Annotated in this window: 16 protein-coding genes; 9 read left to right on the plus strand and 7 right to left on the minus strand. The window is 63.7% G+C overall.

Annotated elements, in window-relative coordinates:
* From HWY45_RS35375 to ggt, 3 genes are all read right to left on the minus strand, one after another.
* Positions 1-456 (minus strand): HAMP domain-containing protein (locus HWY45_RS35375; protein ID WP_176118452.1); only part of this gene is annotated, 456 nt, incomplete at its 3' end.
* Positions 457-1,014: 558 nt separating this feature from the next.
* Positions 1,015-2,316: a dicarboxylate/amino acid:cation symporter gene (locus HWY45_RS35380; protein ID WP_059563244.1), complete on the minus strand. Its 1,302-nt coding sequence runs from the start codon at positions 2,314-2,316 to the stop codon at positions 1,015-1,017.
* 127 nt (positions 2,317-2,443) lie between these two features.
* Positions 2,444-4,195 (minus strand): gamma-glutamyltransferase, encoded by a 1,752-nt coding sequence (gene ggt / locus HWY45_RS35385; RefSeq protein WP_059882571.1) that lies wholly within the window; start codon positions 4,193-4,195, stop codon positions 2,444-2,446.
* A gap of 269 nt (positions 4,196-4,464) precedes the next feature.
* On the opposite strand from ggt, the gene HWY45_RS35390 reads away from it, so the two are divergent.
* On the plus strand, positions 4,465-5,343 hold the full coding sequence (locus HWY45_RS35390; protein WP_059882554.1) for a MurR/RpiR family transcriptional regulator: 879 nt from the start codon (positions 4,465-4,467) through the stop codon (positions 5,341-5,343).
* Positions 5,344-5,860: 517 nt separating this feature from the next.
* Here HWY45_RS35390 and HWY45_RS35395 read toward each other — a convergent pair.
* The gene (locus tag HWY45_RS35395) at positions 5,861-7,111 is read right to left on the minus strand and encodes a PucR family transcriptional regulator (protein WP_059802784.1); all 1,251 of its coding nucleotides are present in this window, start codon (positions 7,109-7,111) and stop codon (positions 5,861-5,863) included.
* A 143-nt stretch (positions 7,112-7,254) separates the two neighbouring features.
* Between HWY45_RS35395 and HWY45_RS35400 the strand changes: the two genes are divergently transcribed.
* From HWY45_RS35400 to HWY45_RS35425, 6 genes are all read left to right on the plus strand, one after another.
* Positions 7,255-8,781 (plus strand): flavin-containing monooxygenase, encoded by a 1,527-nt coding sequence (locus HWY45_RS35400; RefSeq protein ID WP_059882556.1) that lies wholly within the window; start codon positions 7,255-7,257, stop codon positions 8,779-8,781.
* Between the two features lie 47 nt (positions 8,782-8,828).
* Positions 8,829-9,740, plus strand: coding sequence for an alpha/beta fold hydrolase (locus tag HWY45_RS35405; protein ID WP_311767930.1), 912 nt, complete (start codon positions 8,829-8,831; stop codon positions 9,738-9,740).
* Positions 9,741-9,836: 96 nt separating this feature from the next.
* Positions 9,837-11,258 carry a coniferyl aldehyde dehydrogenase gene (locus HWY45_RS35410; protein WP_059882561.1) on the plus strand — a complete coding sequence of 474 codons (1,422 nt, stop codon included), beginning with the start codon at positions 9,837-9,839 and terminating at the stop codon, positions 11,256-11,258.
* Positions 11,259-11,288: 30 nt separating this feature from the next.
* On the plus strand, positions 11,289-12,971 hold the full coding sequence (locus HWY45_RS35415) for a GMC family oxidoreductase (protein ID WP_059882563.1): 1,683 nt from the start codon (positions 11,289-11,291) through the stop codon (positions 12,969-12,971).
* 17 nt (positions 12,972-12,988) lie between these two features.
* The gene (locus HWY45_RS35420) at positions 12,989-13,705 is read left to right on the plus strand and encodes a hypothetical protein (protein WP_059882565.1); all 717 of its coding nucleotides are present in this window, start codon (positions 12,989-12,991) and stop codon (positions 13,703-13,705) included.
* Positions 13,706-13,804: 99 nt separating this feature from the next.
* Positions 13,805-15,487 (plus strand): long-chain fatty acid--CoA ligase, encoded by a 1,683-nt coding sequence (locus HWY45_RS35425; RefSeq protein WP_059882567.1) that lies wholly within the window; start codon positions 13,805-13,807, stop codon positions 15,485-15,487.
* 47 nt (positions 15,488-15,534) lie between these two features.
* On the opposite strand, the gene HWY45_RS35430 is transcribed toward HWY45_RS35425, so the two are convergent.
* Positions 15,535-16,836, minus strand: a complete 1,302-nt coding sequence (locus HWY45_RS35430) for a cystathionine gamma-synthase family protein (protein ID WP_059802800.1) — start codon at positions 16,834-16,836, stop codon at positions 15,535-15,537.
* A 185-nt stretch (positions 16,837-17,021) separates the two neighbouring features.
* Between HWY45_RS35430 and HWY45_RS35435 the strand changes: the two genes are divergently transcribed.
* Both HWY45_RS35435 and HWY45_RS37225 read left to right on the plus strand, forming a co-directional pair.
* Positions 17,022-17,501 (plus strand): Lrp/AsnC family transcriptional regulator, encoded by a 480-nt coding sequence (locus tag HWY45_RS35435; RefSeq protein ID WP_059882569.1) that lies wholly within the window; start codon positions 17,022-17,024, stop codon positions 17,499-17,501.
* Between the two features lie 416 nt (positions 17,502-17,917).
* A complete protein-coding gene (locus HWY45_RS37225) occupies positions 17,918-18,217 on the plus strand; it encodes an Ltp family lipoprotein (RefSeq protein WP_081069793.1) in 300 nt (99 codons plus the stop codon).
* Positions 18,218-18,466: 249 nt separating this feature from the next.
* Here the strand turns inward: HWY45_RS37225 and HWY45_RS35445 are convergent, their stop codons facing one another.
* Positions 18,467-19,300, minus strand: a complete 834-nt coding sequence (locus HWY45_RS35445; RefSeq protein ID WP_081059618.1) for a M48 family metallopeptidase — start codon at positions 19,298-19,300, stop codon at positions 18,467-18,469.
* Positions 19,301-19,936: 636 nt separating this feature from the next.
* Positions 19,937-20,515, minus strand: a complete 579-nt coding sequence (locus HWY45_RS35450; protein WP_230946855.1) for a hypothetical protein — start codon at positions 20,513-20,515, stop codon at positions 19,937-19,939.
* Position 20,516 lies beyond the last annotated feature (1 nt).

Genomic DNA, 20,516 nt, shown 5'->3' on the forward strand with positions numbered 1-20,516 from the left:
CACCGTGACCGGCGTGCGCAGCTCGTGCGCGATCGCGGCATTCCAGAACGCCTGCTCTTTGGTCACGCGCTGCAACTGGTCGGCGAGCGCGTTGAAATCGTCGGCGAGCAGCGCGGCTTCGCGCAGCGAGCGGTCGCCGGCCACCGCGCGCGCGCCGAGGTCGCCGTGCGCGACGCGGCGGATGCTGTCGGCCACCGAGTTCAGCGGCGCCAGGATGCGCCGCGACAGGTTGACCGCCACGACGATCGCGAGCGCGAGGCCGGCCAGCGTGGTCGCGATCAGCCAGACCCACTCCGGGCCGGTCGGCGTCCAGCCCGTCAGATTGGTCTCGCCCGGCCAGTATTTGATCAGCACGTTGTAGAACGTGTAGGCGGACGTCACGACCAGTATCGTCATGCCCAACGCCATCGCCGCCATCGTCAGCGCAATCTGGCGGCTCAATCCGTCCAGCTTCATCACCACTCCAAGAGATGTAGCCGACGCCTCGCGCGTCGGCCCGATTGTCCAGGCACCGAACCTGCCGCCGAATGCGCGCAAGACGCGTTCGGCTTGAAAGGATTCGCCCGGTAGACGTTTGCGGAATGCCCGGTGTTCACGCCGCCCGATCGGGCGGCTGCTTCGTTGACGCGCAGGTGGGCCTGACGCGGTTAGACGAGCCATCGCCCCATCTGCGCAACTCAGGGTAGGTGCAGCGCCGCCGGCATGACGGCCCGCAATCCAGGTTGCATCGTGCGCCGGCTCACGCGCCACTGCGCGTACAGGCTCGGGGTGTCGACAGCCGTTTCATGGTGACGGATCAACGGGCTGCGAACCTGCGCACGATGCCGCAGACATCCGCTACGTTAGCAGATCGACGTTCATCTCGTCGGCCCGATTCCGCGCGGCGGAGCGGGCCCGATGAAAACAAAAAACCCGCGAGAACAAGGCTTCTCGCGGGTCTGATCATTCCGCCGGCATGGTGCCGGCGGCAGGTATTGGCGGGTCAAGTCCGATAGCGGACGCCCGGGCGATGGCTCAAGCCTTCTCCTTGATCCGCAGCGCCAGCTCCGCGTCGAGACGCGCGGCATGCGCTTCGGCCTCGGCCTCCGGCATCAGCTCGCCCTCCCACTTCGCGACCACCGCGCTGGCGATCGAGTTGCCCACCGCGTTCGTCGCCGAGCGGCCCATGTCGAGGAACGTGTCGACGCCGAGAATCAGCAGCAGCCCCGCTTCCGGAATGTTGAACTGATGCAGCGTCGCCGCGATGACGACGAGCGATGCGCGCGGCACGCCGGCCATCCCCTTCGACGTCAGCATCAGGACCAGCAGCATCGTGACCTGCGTGCCCAGCGACAGATGAATGCCGTAGGCCTGCGCGATGAACAGCGACGCAAACGTGCAGTACATCATCGAGCCGTCGAGGTTGAACGAATAGCCCATCGGCATCACGAAACTCGAGATCTTGCGGCGCACGCCGAAGCGGTCGAGCGCATCGAGGATCTTCGGATACGCGGCTTCGGAGCTCGCCGTCGCGAACGACAGCATGAACGCTTCCTTGATCAGCGCGAGCAGCTTGAACACCCGGCGGCCGAGGAACAACAGCCCGGCCGCGACGAGCGTGGCCCACAGCAGGAACAGGCTCACGTAGAAATCGCCCATGAACACCGCGAATTTCAGCAGGATCGACAGGCCGTTGATCGCCACGGTCGATGCCATCGCCGCCAGCACCGCGAGCGGCGCGAGCTTCATCACATAGCCGGTGATCTTGAGCATCACGTGCGACAGCTGCTCGATCGCGGCAACGAGGATCTTCGCGCGTTCGCCGAGCGATGCGAGCGCGACGCCGAAGAACATCGAGAACACGACGATCTGCAGGACCTCGTTGTTCGTCATCGCCTCGGCGAACGACTTCGGCACCATGTGCCCCACGAAATCCTTCAGCGTGAACTTGGACGTCGCGAGACTCGCCGTCGCGCCGATGTCCGGCAGCGGCAGCCCGAGGTTCTCGCCCGGCCGCAGCAGGTTGGCCATCAGCAGCCCGAGCAGCAGCGAGATCAGCGACGCGGTGACGAACCAGCCGAACGCCTTCACGAACACGCGCCCCACCGACGACGCGTCGCCCATGTGCGCGATGCCGACGACGAGCGTCGAGAACACCAGCGGGCCGATCACCATCTTGATCAGCCGCAGGAACACGTCCGAGACGAGCGAGATGTAGCCGGCGATCTCCGTGGCGGAGCGCTTGTCCGGAAACTGCGTATTGATCATGTAGCCGATCAGGATGCCGGCCGCCATCGCGAGCAGGATCCAGCCTGCTGCGGACATGCGTTTGTTCATAGCGAAAATTCGGCGCACGCGCCGGTCCGGAAGAAGTGAAATCGGCGCATCCCGTGCGGTGCGACGGAATGCGCGTGGCCGGCGCCGAACGGGTGGTTCTGCGCCGGGTGCTCAGGTCAACGAGCGATCAATAACCGATCGCCGAACCGGCCGGGCGGCGCGGGTCGTTGAAGCCGTAGATGAAGCCCACCCGCACGTTGCCGGACACCGACGAATCGTTCCCGGAACTCTGCCGGCTCGCGGCCTCGGTCCCCGGCAAGCCGACCAGGATCAGCTCGGCGGCGCCCCACGGCGTCTGCTCGACCATCTTGTAGCCCATGTTGCGCAGGATCGCGAGCGTGTCGGGCGACAGGCCGTAGGTCTCGTAATAGACCTCGTCGGGCAGCCATTGGTGGTGGATGCGCGGCGCGTCGACCGCATCCTGCGGCGTCATCCCGTAGTCGATCACGTTCAGCACCGTCTGCAGCGTGATCGTGATGATGCGCGAGCCGCCCGGCGAGCCGACCACCATGAACACCTTGCCGTCCTTCTTCACGATGGTCGGCGCCATCGACGACAGCGGGCGCTTGCCCGGCGCGATCGAATTGCGGGTGCCCTGCACGAGGCCGAACAGGTTCTGCGCGCCGACCTTCACGGTGAAGTCGTCCATCTCGTCGTTCAGGAAGAAGCCCGTGCCCGGCGCGATCACCACCGCGCCGAAGCGGCCGTTGACCGTGTAGGTAGTCGAAACCGCGTTGCCGTCCCGGTCGATGATCGAATAGTGCGTCGTCTCCGGCTTCTCGTGCGCGCCGACACCGGCCTGCACGTCGACCGACGGCGTCGCCGTATCGGCGTGGATGCTCTTGCGGAGTTCGGCCGCGTAGTCCTTGTTCGTCAGCTTCGCGACCGGATTGTCGATATAGTTCGGATCGCCAAGCAGCGTGTTGCGATCTTCGTATGCATGCCGCATCGCTTCGGTCATGGCGTGAATCGAAGCCGCCGAGTGGTAGCCGAGCTTGCGCAGGTCATACCCTTCCAGGACGTTCAGCGTCTCGCACATCGTCACGCCGCCGGAGCTCGGGGGCGGCGCCGACACGAACTCGTAGCCGCGATACGTGCACTTCAGCGGCGCCACGTCTTCCGCGCGATACGACGCGAAATCGCTCGCCGCGATCACGCCGCCGGAGCGCTTGGCCGCCGCCTCGACGATCTTCGGAATCTCGCCGTGATAGAACGCGTCGGGCCCCTGCTGCGCGATGCGCTCGAGCGTGCGGGCGAGGTCCTTCTGCACCAGGCGATCGCCCGGCTGCAGCGGCGTGCCGTCGGGGCGCAGGAAGATGCGCGCCGCTTCCGGGTCCTTCCTGAAGCGCTGGATCGTCGTGTCGAGGATGTCCGTATCGCCGCGCGTCAGGATGAAGCCGTCGCGGGCGAGCCGGATCGCGGGCGCCATCACCTGCTGGCGCGTGAGCTTCCCGTATTTGCGCAGCGCGAGATCGAGGCCGGCGACCGTGCCCGGCACGCCGACGGCGCGATAGCCGTACAGGCTTTCGTCGGGGCGCACGTTCCCCGCGGCGTCGAGATACATGTTCGCGGAGGCCGCGGCCGGCGCGGTTTCGCGGAAGTTGATGAAGCGGTCGCGGCCGTCCGCGAGGTGGAGCGTCATGAAGCCGCCGCCGCCGATGTTGCCGCAGCACGGATTCGTCACGGCTTGCGCGTAGCCGACCGCAACGGCGGCGTCCACCGCATTGCCGCCCTGCTTCAGCATCTCGACGCCGATTGCCGATGCGAGATGCTGCGACGACACGACCATGCCGTTCTTCGCTTCAACTGCGGGTTCCGAAGCGGCGAACGCGCTCAAGTGCAGTGCCGACAACAGGGTGAGTACAACGAGCCGCCTCATGACGAAATCCTCCAAACGAAAGCTGGGCCATGCCGGGCGTTATTTGGTAATGTTTGATACATCCCAGCGAGGCCGCGATCATAGCAGCGGATTTTTGCGCGAAAAACCTAGGGTTATCACTAGATATCGACGGGAACACGGCGTGGGGTTCGCGTTCGCTTTGTTTGTTTTATTACATGGATGGACAAGGAGATCGGCTAACATGCGTGGGATCGCCCGCGGACGAACGTCTGCCCGGTGTCATTCAAATATGAGCGTTGGAGTGCCCGATGGGGACAAGCATCAGGGCGTTGCTGCTATCGCAGATGGATAGCTTCACGCCGTCGGAACAGAAGGTCGCGCACGCGTTGCTGGATCGCTACCCCAGCCTCGGCCTGGGGCCCATTGCCAACTTCGCGAAGCAGGCCGAGGTCAGCGACCCGACCGTCTTTCGCTTCGTCGTCAGGATGGGCTTTCCGAACTACCCGTCGTTCCAGCAGGCGCTGTACGACGAAATCGACACCGCGATGAATTCGCCGCTTGCCCGGATGGATGCCTTCCACTCCGAATCCGGCATGCGGGACAATCATGCGGCGATTTTTCAGCGGCTCTCGCAGTCGCTCGCAACCACGATCGAAGGGCTCGATGCAGCAGCCTTCGACGAAGCCGTCACGCTGCTGGCCGATCCGGGCGTGCGCGTGTTCTGCGGCGGCGGGCGGTACACCGCGCCGCTCGCTTCGTTGTTTTCCTTTACCCTCGCCTACGCGCGCCCGCATGTTCAGTATGTCGAACCGAACGTCAACCTGGCGTCGGTTGCGCTCACCGACATGGGGCCCGGCGACGTCCTCGTCATTTTCGATTTTCGCCGCTACCAGAAGGACAGCGTCCGGTTCGCGCAATCCGCGCACCGGCTCGGCACGCGGGTCCTGCTGATCACCGACGAATGGATCTCGCCGATCGGCGAGGTTGCCGAAATCGTGCTTCGCATCCAGGGGCGACCTTTCGCGATGCTGCAGACCAACGTTCCCGCACTCGCGCTGGCCGAAGCGCTCGTGATCGGCGTGACGAACCGTCACCCCGAGCTGGCAAGACAGCGGATGGAGAAGATCGAATACCTGAACACGGGGGGCGTCGAGCAGGATACGAACCGGCGGGATTTGCCGGAGTGAGTGTCAATGGCACGACAAGACCACGACGCCGCCGATCACTTGCGTCGCGTAACCCACGGCGACCAACGGCTGTGCCGTATCATGCCCCACGACAACCGTCTGAACCGACAACTGCCCGGTCGTCGAGACGCCATTTTCGTTCGATCCGCTCTCACGGCCCCCGAACATCGCACAACATCGAATTGAGCCGTCGAAAGGCAGAGTCAAGGCGTGTCAATCGTTGCCGAGGTTCGGCAGGCAGGGCAATTCGATTGCATAGCGCTCGTAGCGAATCGTGGAACGACGATCCGGATTTATTGGAAGATGCGACATATTCCGGCAGCCGAAAATGTCGACAATAGAATTTACGGCAGTGCGGCGAATATTACCTTGCGCTTTATCTCAACAATCACTGACAGAATTGCGAGTTCAGATAAGCGCACAGCGACCTGAGATATTTCTTAGAGTTAATCCGCGATTGAGCGTTTTCTTTCACCCGAATCTCAAATGCAAGGAAAGCCGGCCAGCCTTCGCGCATTCACTCGTAATCCCCCGCCGTCCAATAAAGCACCTCCAACGCCGCCGCAACATGCAATCGCTGCTGCGCAAGCGGGCGAGGCAGCAGCGATTCGGCGCGCTCCAGCCGGCGCAGCAGCGTATTGCGATGAACGTGCGCCTTTTCCGCCGCTTCGGTCGCGTTGCAGCCTTCCGCCAGAAACACCCTGAGCGCCTGCCGCAACGACTTGTCCGCCGTCGCCAGCTCGCCCAGCGTGTGCGCGACGAACTGCTGAACCGACTCGATGTGCTGCGTCATCAGCGCGATCAAACTCATGCTGTCCGCATGCACCACGCCGGCGCCCGTGTGCAGCCGCCCCAACAGCCGCTGCGTGGCAAGCGCGTCCAGATGCCCGCGGCGGAATCCCTCGATGCCGCGCCCGGCCGTCGCAACGGTCATGTGCACGCCGGGCAGCGCCTTGATCATGCGCCGCAAGGATTCCATGTTGATCGGCTCGCCGCCATGCGTCCACACCCACTGCGTCGCCGTGTTGGCGACGACGACGAGCATGCTGCGCGTGTCCGCGCATCGCGCCAGCGCCTCGGCGGCCTGCTCCAGAAGGCCCGATTCGGCCTCCGCCTCCTCGATCCAGATGATCGCGGCATGGTGAGGTTGATCCAGCGAATAGCCCAGGCGCCTGCTCGCCTCCTGGGCATCGATCGCCGTCCCCTCCACGATGAACGTGACCAGTTCGCGGCGGTCGGCATGCGTGCCGCGCACGTACGCCTCGCGCTCGACGCGCAGGAATTCGGCCATGACTTCCATGTTGGCGTCGATCGCCGCCGCGATGGAGCGCGACGACACCGCCAGAAGCGCGTGCAGTTCATCGGGATCCGCGGTCAACGTGAAGGCCAGCTCCATCCAGTGCTGCCACAGGATGCTCTGCGATGAACGCGCCGACGCGAACACCAGGTCGGTCAGATCGCGCCGCACCAGTTCGCGCGCGCTGCTCTGCATGTCCGGCGACAGATAGCGCGACACCGGCGCGCCGGGGTTCTCGATGTTGGCGGTCGCCCAGTGAATCAGCCCATTGCGGTTGATTCGGCGCACCGCCGCCGCAATCACCGGGTCGCTCATCACCTGCCCGGCGGCCACGTTCACCTGATCGAGCTCCTGCAGCCACACCGGATGCACGTTCAGCACGATTTCCGCGCCCCGGCGCATCAGTTCCTGGATGCGCGGAGACGGCAGCGGCCACGTGCGCCACCCGGACGGGATGGAATTCTGAGACATAGCGACACCTTGCCCAAACGGAGCGCTGGTGCACGTTGCACCAAACCACTCGAAACATGGTGCGATTGATACCTTGTTTGGACGAATTCCGTCAATAAAAATACATCCAACTTGCGCAATTCGACGCAACCAGGAGACACGCCGTGACCGTACACCACCTTCCGCCCCCCGAGCATGTGGATGTCCTGATCGCCGGAGCCGGCCTGTCCGGCATCGGCGTCGCCCGTTACCTCGAGACGGAGCGTCCGGATACGTCATACGTGATCCTCGAATCGCGCGCGGCAACCGGAGGCACCTGGGACCTGTTCCGCTATCCCGGCATCCGTTCCGATTCGGACATGCACACGTACGGCTACGAGTTCAAGCCGTGGCCGCACAAGAAGTCGATCGCGGGCGCCGATGCGATCCTGTCCTACCTGCGGCAGACCGCCGCCGAATACGACATCGATCGCCACATCCGCCTGAACCACAAGGTGATTCACGCCGCCTGGTCCAGTTCGCAAGCCCGCTGGACGGTCGAGGTCGAGCGCCTGGATACCGGCGAACGCAGGACGATGCTGGCCAAGTGGTTCTTCAGCGCCGCCGGCTACTATCACCACGATCAGGGCTACACCCCGAAACTGGAAGGGATCGAACGCTTCCAGGGGCAGACGATCCATCCCCAGCATTGGCCGGAAGATCTCGACTACAGCGGCAAGCGCGTCGTGGTGATCGGCAGCGGCGCCACCGCCGTGACGCTGTTGCCGGCCATGGCCGAGAAGGCCGGGCATGTGACGATGCTCCAGCGCACGCCGACGTATGTGATGAGCCTGCCGGCGGAGGACATCATTGCCAATTCGCTGCGCAAGGTGATGCCGCACAAGTGGGCCTATGCGATCGTGCGCCGCAAGAACATCGCCATTTCGCGCGGCATCTGGCATCTCTGCCGCACGCGGCCGAACACGGCGCGGCGTCTGATCCGCTACCTCAACAAGCGCCAGCTTCCGAAGGACTATCCGGTCGACGTGCACTTCAATCCGCCCTACTCCCCGTGGGATCAGCGGCTGTGCGCGGTGCCCGACGGCGATCTCTTCAAATCCATCCGCGACGGCCGCGCATCGGTCGTCACGGACCGCATCAAGACGTTTACGGAAACGGGCATCCTGCTCGAATCCGGGCAGGAACTGCCGGCCGACATCATCGTGACGGCCACCGGGCTCAACATCAGGCTGTTCGGCGGCATCAAGCTGAGCGTCGACGGCCAGCCGATCGACCTGCACAGCACGGTGGCCTTCAAGGGCATGATGCTCAGCGGCGTGCCGAACTTCGCGTTCTCGGTCGGCTACACGAATTCGTCGTGGACGCTCAAGCTGGGATTGCTGTCATCGCATTTCTGCCGCCTGCTCGACCATATGGATCGCACGGGTTACGCGATCTGCGCGCCCGAGCTTCCCGACGCCGACATGCCGAAGCGCCCGTTGCTCGATTTCGGCGCCGGCTACGTGAAGCGCGCCATCGAAAGCATGCCGTGCCAGGGCCCGGGCAACCCGTGGATCATGTCGCAGGATTACTACGTGGATGTCGAAAACCTGCGGAACGGTCCGATCGAACATCCCTGCCTGCACTTCCGGCATGCGCAGCAAACGGCGAGCGTCGACCGTCCCCAGTCACCTCGCGCCGTCGGAGCCTGACCATGTCGATCCACGCAATGGATGAAGCTCGCGATGCATTCTGCGACGTGCCGACCGGCGTGCGCCTGTGCTACCGCACGTACGGCCCCGATACCGCGGAACCGTTGCTGCTGATCGCGGGCCTGAGCCTGCAATTGACTTCCTGGCCAGCCGGCCTGATCGACGGTCTGGTGCGATGCGGCTATCGCGTCATCGCCTTCGACAACCGCGACGTCGGCCGTTCGTCGCGCATCGCGCAGCCGCCGCCGGGCCTGCTCCGGCAGTTCCTGCGACGGCCCATTCGATCCGCGTACGACCTGCACGACATGGCCGCCGACACCATCGGCCTGCTCGATCATCTGCATGTGGCGCGCGCGCACATCGTGGGCATGTCGATGGGCGGCATGATCGGCCAGATCATCGCGGCGACCCATCCGCAGCGAACGCTGTCGCTGACGTCGATCATCTCCACGACCGGCGCCCGCAATGTCGGCCAGCCGGCTGCCTCCGCGATGTTGAAGCTGATCAAGCCGCCGCCCCGCGATCGCGAGGAGGCCATCGAGCGGTACAGCCGGGTCATGGCCCACATCGGTTCGCAAACGTACCCCGTGAGCGACGACGTGCGGCGCGCGTACGCGGCCGATGCGTGGGAACGCGGCCAGCAGGCGCGCGATCACGAAGGCATGTCGCGCCAGATCGGCGCGATCATGAAATCCGGAGACAGGACGGCGGAAATCAGGCGGATCAGGACACCGACGCTGGTCGTGCATGGCGATCGGGATCTGCTGGTTGCGCCGAGCGGTGGCGTCGCGACCGCTGCCGCCATCGACGGCGCGGAGATGGTCACCATCCGCGGCATGGGCCACGACATCCCCAACGGCGTCGCGCCGCTGCTGACCGACCTGATCGACGGGCATGCGAAACGCAGTGTGACGCGTACGGCGGCGGAGCCGGCGAGCGTCGACAGGCGCTTCGCCTGATCTGCGTTCGGCCTGCGGGCAGCTTCGGAATCGAAAACGTCTTGCAGACGTTCATCGCGAATCGAATCTCCCAATCGACAATACACAGGAGACACCATGCTGCAAGGCTACCCATCCGCACTCGTGGCCAGCTTCGAACGCCAGCGTCGCGCTTTCGCGCAGGAACCGTACCCCGCGCCGTCAACCCGGCTGTCCCGCCTCGATCGGCTGGCCGCGTGGCTCGATGCGCGCGAAACGGACATCGTGCGCGCCATCGACGCGGATTTTCAGGGCCGCTCCGCTCATGAGACCCGGCTTGCCGAAGTATTCATCGTGCGCGCGGGCATCCGGCATGCGCGGCGCCACCTGAAACAATGGATGCGGACGCAACGTGTTTCGACCGCGCTGCACTTCCGTCCCGGCCATAACCGGCTGATGCCGCAGCCGCTGGGCGTGGCGGGAATCATCGCGCCGTGGAACTATCCGCTGCAGCTTTCGCTCGGCCCCGCGCTCGCGGCGCTGGCCGCTGGCAACCGCGTATTGATCAAGCCGTCCGAGCTCACGCCCGCGCTGTCCGACCTGCTCGCGTCGATGGCACGCGAGACGTTTTCGCCCGACGAACTCGATGTCGCCATCGGCGATATCGAACTCGGCAAGGCCTTTGCGAGCCTGCCCTTCGATCATCTGTTCTTCACCGGTTCGACGCAGGTCGGCCGCGCGGTGGCGCAAGCGGCCGCGGCCAACCTGACGCCGGTCACGCTCGAACTGGGCGGCAAATCGCCGGCCATTCTCGACGCGTCCTGCAACGTTGCCGTCGCGGCGAAGCGCATCGCCTTCGGCAAGCTGCTGAACGCGGGTCAGACCTGCGTCGCACCGGACTATCTGCTCGTGCCGGCGGGAACCGCCGAGCACACCGCATCGCATCTGGCGCAGGCCATCGCGCAGCTGTATCCCAAGCTCGTCGGCAATCCCGACTACACCGCGATCATCAGCGCGCGTCATCGCGCACGCCTGGCGGAGATGGTGGGCGAAGCGCGCGCCGCGGGCGCGCGCGTGATCGAAGTGAACCCGGCGGGCGAATCGGTCGATGCGGCGTCACGCAAGTTCGCGCCCACGCTCGTGATCGGCGCACCGGCCGACTCGCGGCTGATGCGCGAAGAGATCTTCGGCCCCGTCCTGCCGATCGTCGAATACGCGAACCCCGACGACGCGCTCGCGTACGTCCAGCGCCAGGCTCGCCCGCTCGCGCTGTACTGGTTCGGCAACGATGCGTCGCGCTGCGATCGCGCGCTGCGCGAAACCGTGTCGGGCGGCGTCACGATCAATGACTGCCTGTGGCACCTGACGCAGGAAAACCAGCCGTTCGGCGGCGTCGGCCCGAGCGGCATGGGCGCCTACCACGGCAAATGGGGCTTCGACACCTTCAGCAAGCTCAAGCCGGTCTTCCATCAGGCGCGCTGGAACGGCGCCGGGCTGTTTCATCCGCCGTACGGCCGCACCTTCAACTTGCTGCTGCGCGTGCTGTCGCGCATTGCCTGACCCTCGCAATAGCCAGTCGAGAGAAACACCATGAATCAATCATTCGATTACATCGTCGTCGGCGGCGGATCGGGCGGGAGCGTGGTCGCGGGCCGCCTGTCCGAAGATCCGAATCTCACGGTCTGCGTGCTCGAGGCCGGCGGCCATGGCAACGGCCTGGTCGTCAACATCCCGGCAGGCGCGGTCGCCATGATGCCCACCCGCATCAACAATTGGGCGTTCGATACCGTGCCCCAGGCAGGGCTCGGCGGGCGCACCGGCTATCAGCCGCGCGGCAAGGCGCTGGGCGGCTCGTCCGCCATCAACGCGATGGTCTATATCCGCGGCCACCGCAGCGATTACGACCACTGGGCCGCGCTCGGCAATCACGGCTGGTCCTACGACGACGTGTTGCCCTACTTCCGCCTGAGCGAGCACAACGAACGCTTCGACGACGCGTGGCACGGCCGCGACGGCCCGCTCTGGGTCAGCGACCTGCGCACCGGCAACCCGTTCCACGAACGATATCTGGAAGCCGCCCGCCAGGCCGGCCTGCCGCTCACGGACGATTTCAACGGCGCGCAACAAGAAGGCATCGGCATCTACCAGGTCACGCAGAAACAAGGCGAACGATGGAGCGCGGCGCGCGCGTATCTGCTCCCGCACATCGGCCGGCGCAGCAATCTCACGGTGGAAACGCACGCCCAGGTCCGGTGCATCCTGTTCGAAGGCAGGCGTGCGGTCGGCGTGGAAGTGCTCCAGAACGGCACCGTGCGCACCCTCCGTGCGCGGCGCGAAGTCGTGCTGGCCGCGGGCGCGTTCCAGACGCCGCAATTGCTGATGTTGTCCGGCGTCGGGCCGATTCACGAACTGGCACGCTTCGGCATCCAGACCGTGCAGCATCTGCCCGGCGTGGGCCGCAACCTGCAGGACCATCCGGATTTCATCTTCGGCTACCGCACGCGCAGCGTCGACACGATGGGCGTGTCGCTGCGCGGCAGCCTGCGCATGCTGCGCGAAATCCTGCGCTTCCGCAGCGAGCGGCGCGGCATGCTGACGACGAACTTCGCCGAGGGCGGCGGCTTCCTGAAGACGCAACCGGGCCTCGACGCGCCCGACATCCAGCTGCATTTCGTGGTGGCGCTGGTCGACGATCACGCGCGCCGCCTGCATGCGGGCCACGGGCTGTCGTGCCACGTGTGTCTGCTGCGTCCGCGCAGCCGCGGCTCGGTCACGCTGCGCAGCAACGATCCGGCCGCCGCGCCGCTGATCGACCCGGCCTTCTTCGACGATCCGCGCGACGTCGACGACATGGTGGCCGGATTCAAGATCACGCGCAGGCTCATGCAGACCCCCGCGCTCGCCAGGTGGATCACGCGCGACCTCTTCACGCCCAACGTGAAGAGCGACGACGATATCCGCGCGGTGCTGCGGCAACGCACCGATACCGTCTATCACCCGGTCGGCACCTGCCGCATGGGGCACGACGAGATGGCGGTGGTCGACCCGCAACTGCGCGTGCGCGGCCTGGAGGGCTTGCGGATCGTCGACGCGTCGGTGATGCCGACGCTGATCGGCGGCAACACCAACGCCCCGACCATCATGATCGGCGAGAAGGCGGTCGACCTGATACGCGGCGTCAGCCGGGTCACCTCCGGCGTTCGCGCGCAGGCCGAGGCGGCCGCGGCACATGCGGCGGCCGATCACAACAGAACCGATCGAGCAACCACCTGACTCGCGCAGGGAGAACGATGAATTCGCACAACGTCATTCGTTTCACGGCCTGGAACGCCATCGTCGGCGGTCTCGTGGCTTACGCTACCGTCGGTTTGTCGCTGGCAGTCACCGGCGGCGACATCGGGGTGATGCTGCAAGGTGCGTCGATGCTGAAGCTGCCCACGGAAACACGCGACCTGTTCCGCTGGTGGATGCTCGCCGACGTGCTCGGCTTCTATCTGCCGTTCGTCGCCATCGGCGGCTACTTCGTGCATGCCTTCCGCGAGGAACTGGGTGCGCTCGGCGGCATGGTGGCGCTCGCCGTCGGCCTCTACGTGATGTCCGGAATTACCGGCGCGGTGATCCAGATGGCGGCCCTCCATCCGCTCGCGCATGTGTATGCCGGCGGCGACGATGCCGCCAAGGTCGCGGCGGCGGCCATCTGGTCCGCCATTGCCAATGCGACGCAAAACGGGCTTTGGTGGGTCGAAGGGCCCGTCGTGTTCTTCTGGACCCCGATTGCCGCCCGGCTGCTCAAGAAGGCAGGCTGGGGCGGAACGATTCTGCTGAGGATCGTGGGCGGGTTCTTCGGCCTGTTCTTCGTGCTCGGTTTTTTCCCGAGCCTCAGCAGGCTCTCGATTGCGTGCGAGACAGTCGTCGTTCTGGTCCTGCCGCTCTGGATGCTGCTGTTCGGGTGGCAGCTGCTGCGCCGCTCGACAGCGCGCGTGGCGCAAGCGCATGCGTTGCGGTGAACCGCGGCCGGCACGACAACCCGACTTCGAGCCTAACGCGATCGCAACGTCGCGGCTCGTTGCCTTTCTCATCACCCATGTCGCATCTGGAGTCGAGACATGCCCCTGGAAGCCTCACCTTGCTGGCCGGCGCACCTTCCCCGTCATCTGACGCTGCCCGCGACCCATCTGTACTACAACGCCGAGGTATCGGCGGCCCGCTACCCGGACAAGCCGTTCATCCTCTTCTACGACACGCCGCTCACCTTCGCCGAATTCAAGGACGAGACCGAGCGGATTGCCGGCTACCTGCAGCAATGCTGCGGCGTGAAGGCCGGCGACCGCGTGCTGCTGCAGATGCAGAACAGCCCGCAATGGATGCTCGCCTACTACGGCATCCTGCGCGCCAACGCGGTGGTCGTGCCGGTCAATCCGATGAACATGACGGACGAGCTGCGTCATTACGTCGAAGACAGCGGCGCACGCACCGCCTTCGTCGCGCAGGATCTGTATGAGCGCGTCGCACCGCTCGTCGGCGACGCGGATGCGCAGCTCGCGCATGTGATCGTCGCGACGTACAGCGATTACCTGAAGCAGCCGTCGCGCATCGCGCCGCCGGCGTTCATCAGCGCGCCGCGCCACATCGGCGACGTCGACCGCGCTCGCGTCACGCACTGGAGCGACATGCTCGATGCGCGCTGCGAGCCCGGCCCATTGACCGCCGGCCCCGACGATCTATGCGTGATGCCCTACACGTCCGGCACGACCGGCAGGCCGAAGGGCTGCATGCACACGCACCGCAGCGTGATGTGCACGGCGGTCAGCCTGGTCACCTGGCTTGGCAGCAACCAGGACTCGATCCTGCTGTCGGTCCTGCCGCTGTTCCATGTGACGGGCATGCAGAGCGGCCTGAACGGGCCGCTCTTCAGCAGCGCGACCGTCGTGGTGCTGCCGCGCTGGGATCGCGACGCGGCCGCGAGCGCCATCGCGCATCACCGTGTGACGGAATGGCACTCGATTTCGACGATGGCCGTCGACTTCCTGTCGAACCCGAAGCTCGACGATCACGACCTGTCGAGCCTGCGCGTCATGGCCGGCGGCGGTGCGGCGATGCCTGATGCAGTCGCGAAGAAACTGCGGGACAAGACAGGCATCGAGTACACCGAAGGATATGGCATGTCGGAGACGATCGCCGCGACGCACATCAACCCGCCGCAACGGCCGAAGTCGACCTGCCTCGGCATTCCCGTGTTCGGCGTGGACGCGAGGATCATCAACCCGGACACGCTCGCCGAACTGCCGCAAGGCGAGACCGGCGAGATCGTGATGCACGGCCACCAGCTGATGCAAGGCTACTGGCGCAATCCGGAAGCGACGCGCGACGCGTTCGTCGAGATCGACGGCAAGCGCTTCCTGCGCACGGGCGATCTCGCGAGAAAGGACGAGGACGGCTACTTCTTCATGGTGGATCGCCTGAAGCGGATGATCAATGCGTCGGGCTACAAGGTGTGGCCGGCTGAGGTCGAGGCAATGATGTACGACCATCCCGCGGTACAGGAAGTCTGCGTGATCGCCGCGCGCGACGCCCATCGCGGCGAGACGGTGAAGGCGTTCGTCGTGCGCAATGCGCGGCACGCGCACACCGTGACCGAGGACGACCTCATCGCGTGGGCGCGCGAGCACATGGCGTCGTACAAGGCGCCGCGCATCGTCGAATTCGTCGATGCGCTGCCGAAATCGGGCACCGGCAAGATCATGTGGCGCAAGCTTCAGGACGAGGAGAGCGCGACGCCGGCGGCGTGAAGCCGCCGCGTTCGCGATCCCGTCATCCGGCCGGCGGTGGCCGGCGGTTACGCCCGCGCGGAAAGCCCCGCCTGCCGGAACGCATTGTCGAGATCCGCGATCAGGTCGTCCTCATGCTCGAGCCCGATCGAAATCCGGATCAGCCCTTCGGAGACGCCCGCGGCCTTGCGCGCGGCTTCCGGCACGCCCGAGTGGGTGGTCGACGCGGGATGGCAGATCAGCGACTCGGTGCCGCCCAGGCTGACCGCCGACCTGAACAGGTGCAGCGCGTTGATGAAGCGGAACGACTCGGCGCGGCCGCCTTCCAGCACGAACGCGAACGTCGAGCCCGCGCCCTGGCACTGGCGTGCGTAAACCGCCTGATAGGCGTCGTCCTGGATCAGGTCCGGATGGTAGACGTCGACCTTCTGGTGCGGATTCGTCGCGAGCCAGTTCGCGACCTTGCGGGCGGCCCGCTCGGCCTGCTTCATTCGCAGTACGACCGTTTCCATCGAGCGGGTCAGCATCCACGACGAATGCGGATCGAGCTGGGAGCCGAACGCGCCGCGCATCAGCCGGATCTTCGCGATCAGGTCCTTGCGGCCCGTCACGCCGCCCGCGACGAGATCGCTGTGGCCGCCGACGTATTTCGTCAGCGAATAGACCGACAGGTCGACGCCATGCGCGGCCGGCTTCTGGAAGATCGGCCCGAGCATCGTGTTGTCGCACACCGAAATCGGGCGATAGCCGTGCCGCGCCTCGAATGCGTCGAGCTCGCGGCGCATCCCGTCGAGATCGATCAGCGAGTTGGTGGGATTGGCGGGCGTCTCGATGTAGCAGATCCGCACCGGCCCCTGCTGCGCGGCGGCCTCGAGCGCCGCGCCGATCGACGCCGGCGACAGCCCGTTCTGGATCGCATGGGCCGTCACGCCCCATTCCTTGAAGATCTTCGCGATCAGCGTCTCCGTGCCGCCGTAGAGCGGCACCGACTGCACGAGTTGATCGCCCGGCCGCAGGAACGCGAGAAACACCGCACTGATCGCCGACATCCCGCTCGACGTGACGACCGCGGCATCCGAGCCGTCGAGCAGCGCGAGCCGATCCTCGACGATCTCGAGATTCGGGTGATTGAAGCGGCTGTAGACGAGCCCGGCCGCCTCGCCCTGCGGCAGCGCCTTGCGCCCCGACACGACGTCGAAGAAATCGGCGCCATCCTCCGCCGAGCGGAACGCGAACGTCGACGTGAGGAACACCGGCGGCTTGACCGCGCCCTCGGACAGGAACGGGTCGAATCCGTACGACATCATCTGCGTTTCCGCATGCAGGGGATGGCCGTTGATGTCCTTCTTGTGATAGCTGGAATACGTCATGCGGTGGCTCCTTTGCCGGGAAACGGCGACCGGGGGCCGGGCCGGCGGGTTGCCGGGTCGGCTGTCGAGCCAACCAGTGTAGAGAAGCAGCGAGGAAATAGGCTTTCCAATTCATTCTGCTTCGCCCCACGCGTTAGAAGAATCTTCTATGCTGAGCGTTTTCCGGAAAAACGGAGACCATTCGCATGACACTGGACGAAACAGATCTGAAGATCATGAACATCCTTCAGCACGAAGGCCGCCTCAGCAACGCGGAGCTGGCCGAACGCGTGTCGCTGTCGGCGTCGCCGTGCTGGAAGCGGCTCAAGCGGCTCGAAGCGGCCGGCTTCATCACCGGCTACCAGGCCATCGTCGACCGGCGCGTGCTGGGCTTCGGCGTGGTCGCGTTCGTCAACATCTCGCTCGACAACCATACGGAGAAAACCTGCCGCGCATTCGAAGCGGGGGTGATCGCGATGCCGGAAGTGGTCGCCTGCCACAACACCACCGGCCAGCACGACTATCTGCTGCAGATACTCGCGCGGGATTTCGATTCGTTCTCGAGCTTCGTGCTGAACCGGCTGCGGGCGCTGCCGGGCGTCAAGGAACTGCTCAGCACCGTGTCGATGCGCGAGCTGAAGTCGACCAGCCGGCTGCCGCCGCTTGAGGCGCTGGCGGTGAAATGAGCGGTGGTCGGGTCGCCGTGTCGCGGGAGTGGGTCATGACGCAGGACGGCTTCCCGCGCGAAGGACGCGATCGCATCGGCCGGGTCTCACGTCGAAACACTAACTAACATAAATTTCGGTCCGGATTTCCTAAAGCAGATCGCCCATGCACTGTCACGTGTTATGCATTCAATACTTCGATTGACGACGCCCTCGATTTTGAAAAACTGTCCGACGTCCTATCCATCTATCGTCAAGTCCGAGAGAAAATACGCCATTTAGGTATTTTGGCTTGATGGTCGATGTGAGAACCGCAAAACCGTAATCGCAATGACAGGAACATAAGCGTGCGCTACACTAAGAACAAGCCATGACAATGGCACTTGACCAATCTATTCGGGGAAAAGATGAGAAATACGTATGTAACTCTGGCGATCATGTCGACGCTAGCATTGACGGCCTGTGATCAGAAAAGCGCGAATCAAGCACAATCGACGCCAACAGTATCAGACTCGGCATCGCGTGCAGCGCATAACCAAAAGAGCGCACCCGCCGAGCAAGATGCGTCGTCGTCTCTGACCGGACCTCAAAATAACGCCGCCAGATCTGCGAAACAGTATCTCAGCATGCAAGGCTTCTCGTGCAAAGGTCTCATTCAGCAGCTTTCATCGAGCGCCGGCGATAGGTACACCGTGAGCCAAGCGACCTACGGGGCCCACCATGCGGGCGCTTGCTAATCCTCCCCGTGGACGGTCATAAACGCGAGCATGCTGTCCGTGTGGGCGTAGTCCTATCGCATGACGGACCTTGCTCGCCCACAATCCGTTCACGTAGCATGAAATCAGACGCATGGGCGTTATTCCGTCCTCGCGCTCAACTTATCGGATAACGCCTCAAGCAGCATGGCCTGCTGCTTGGTCGTCGCACACCGCAGCAAGCAGCTCACCGACTCGGTCAAGGCGCTCTCAGCGCAAGTCTCGCGATTACTATTGTACTGTCGGTGTTTTCACATCGAAGGCGGGCTCTCCATCACCAGCATATTTCGACCACACGTTAATTGCAGAGACACGTCGCGTCAGACGTGGATGAGTTCTGAAAATTTCGACGAGAAATCCGGAAATCTCAGGCACGCTATCCTCTTGCGCAGCGAACGCCTCGCAATTCATGGAATCATTTAGCCGCTGGCACCCGCACCCCAGCATTTGCAATGCGCTTCGGGATGCGCGAGCGTCTTTTGACAGATACGCGCCGATGCTATCGCAGGTGTACTCTCTCGCCCTCGAGTACGCCTTGCCCAGAAATGGAACAATGTACGCCGGAAGCTTAACGAAATTCATCCATGGGTTCAGATGCCCGGCAGCATGATGTCCAATTTCGTGTCCGATTACGAAGCGCACCTGAGCATCGCTACTTGCCTGAACGAGTGCCGATGTCAGAAAGACATAGCGGCCGCCCAGGATTCGCCTGGCAAAAGCATTAAACAATCCATTCGAGTTGTATACAAAGGTTTTCGGCGTCTCACTAAGACCAACCTCCTTCGCTCCGGCCACCACCATCGCGTAAATCTCGGGAAACTGGGACGGGCCAAGCAACACCATGTTTCCAAATGCCATCGCGCGATACATGACACCGGCAATCCAACGAAGCGCAATAAACGCGACAGCGTATCCAACGTACATATGAATAATTTTTCCAAATTTCGGGTGCTCCCAGTAGCTCCAAACAAATTTCGCAATCGCCACCCAAAGAACGACTCCAATCACCGCCATGAGCCAGTGATATACACGTTCCTTCTTGTTCCGAAGGCCTCCAACGTTCATTGAAACACCCCTTTTCGTAGATATTCAACTTTCAGAATTCACTGATTCTCAATTTTCAATCGCCTTTCCTTCTATGCCCTGTTCTAAGTATCGCTGCCAACACTTCGCTGCGGCGTGACTAAAATGATCGCTCCATTCTGCCCATCGCGATCATAGCGCCGACGCAACACTGGATCGCGCGTGATTCGCAACCGAAAGCAGTTTGGGTACCATGCGCCCCGACTTATCACCGTACTTGGCGTCGATGACCAGACGTGCCCGAGGTGGCATTCCCATGTCGGCTTGACGTTATAGCCCAAGTATTCCGCACTTAGACACCTTCAGCCACGCGCCCTTGCAATCGCGTTGTCCATCTCTTTGGCCCGAATCCTCATCATCAGCGGCAGCATCAGGATGCTCTAGTAGAAGGAACGCGAGCGTTCCGAACAACATGCGCGGAAGGCGAAGCCAGCGCGCAAAATGGTCTCGTACACTGAAATTCAAGGATAACGCCATCAACAAAGTGCCGTCACTTCGTCAGGTGCACGACATACAGACCAGAGTCTTGTGCATTCGCGCTAAGGCTGTAGTCCGGCGCACTCGCGTACGATGCACCCTGAACCTGGGCTCACTATCACTTATCCGTTTGCCGGTTGATCATCCAGCAGGACTCTCGACAATATCGGTACATTCCCGAGCCGCACGAACCGTGACAGGCTCGGTTCCGACATGATCACCAGCGACAATAATTCTGCGAACGTTCAACCGAAGATAGCCGGAAGAATGGACAGCAAATGCTTCGTAGTCTTTGCCTGCTTGCGGCACGAACGAGCCTGCAGCATGTTCGCGTGGCGTCGAGAACACCACGCCTCCGGTTTGCGACGTTCCGCCGGTATCGAGCGTAATCGTCAATGGCTCGTTGGCCTTGATCACGTATTCGTCGTAGTAGCGGTACGCATCTTCCGGGACCGGCATGCCGATTGTCGTATTGGTGAGATTCAGCATACGTGGTTTCGCGACCCACATGCCGCGATTCGCGAAACTGAAAGCATGCTTCTTCGGTTCGCACGATGTGTTGAAGTAAAAATGGGTATCGGTGCCGAAGTAGACGCGAATGCGTGCGTCGTTGGCCGGATCGTAGGCAACGCCCTGCGCGTTGTGCGATGCGCAGCCCGCGAAGAAGACGCAAAGGCCAAGTACCGATAGTGCGTTTCGGATCAGTGACGGATTCCCCATA

The organism is Burkholderia stagnalis (genome assembly GCF_902830275.1).
GTDB lineage: Bacteria > Pseudomonadota > Gammaproteobacteria > Burkholderiales > Burkholderiaceae > Burkholderia > Burkholderia stagnalis.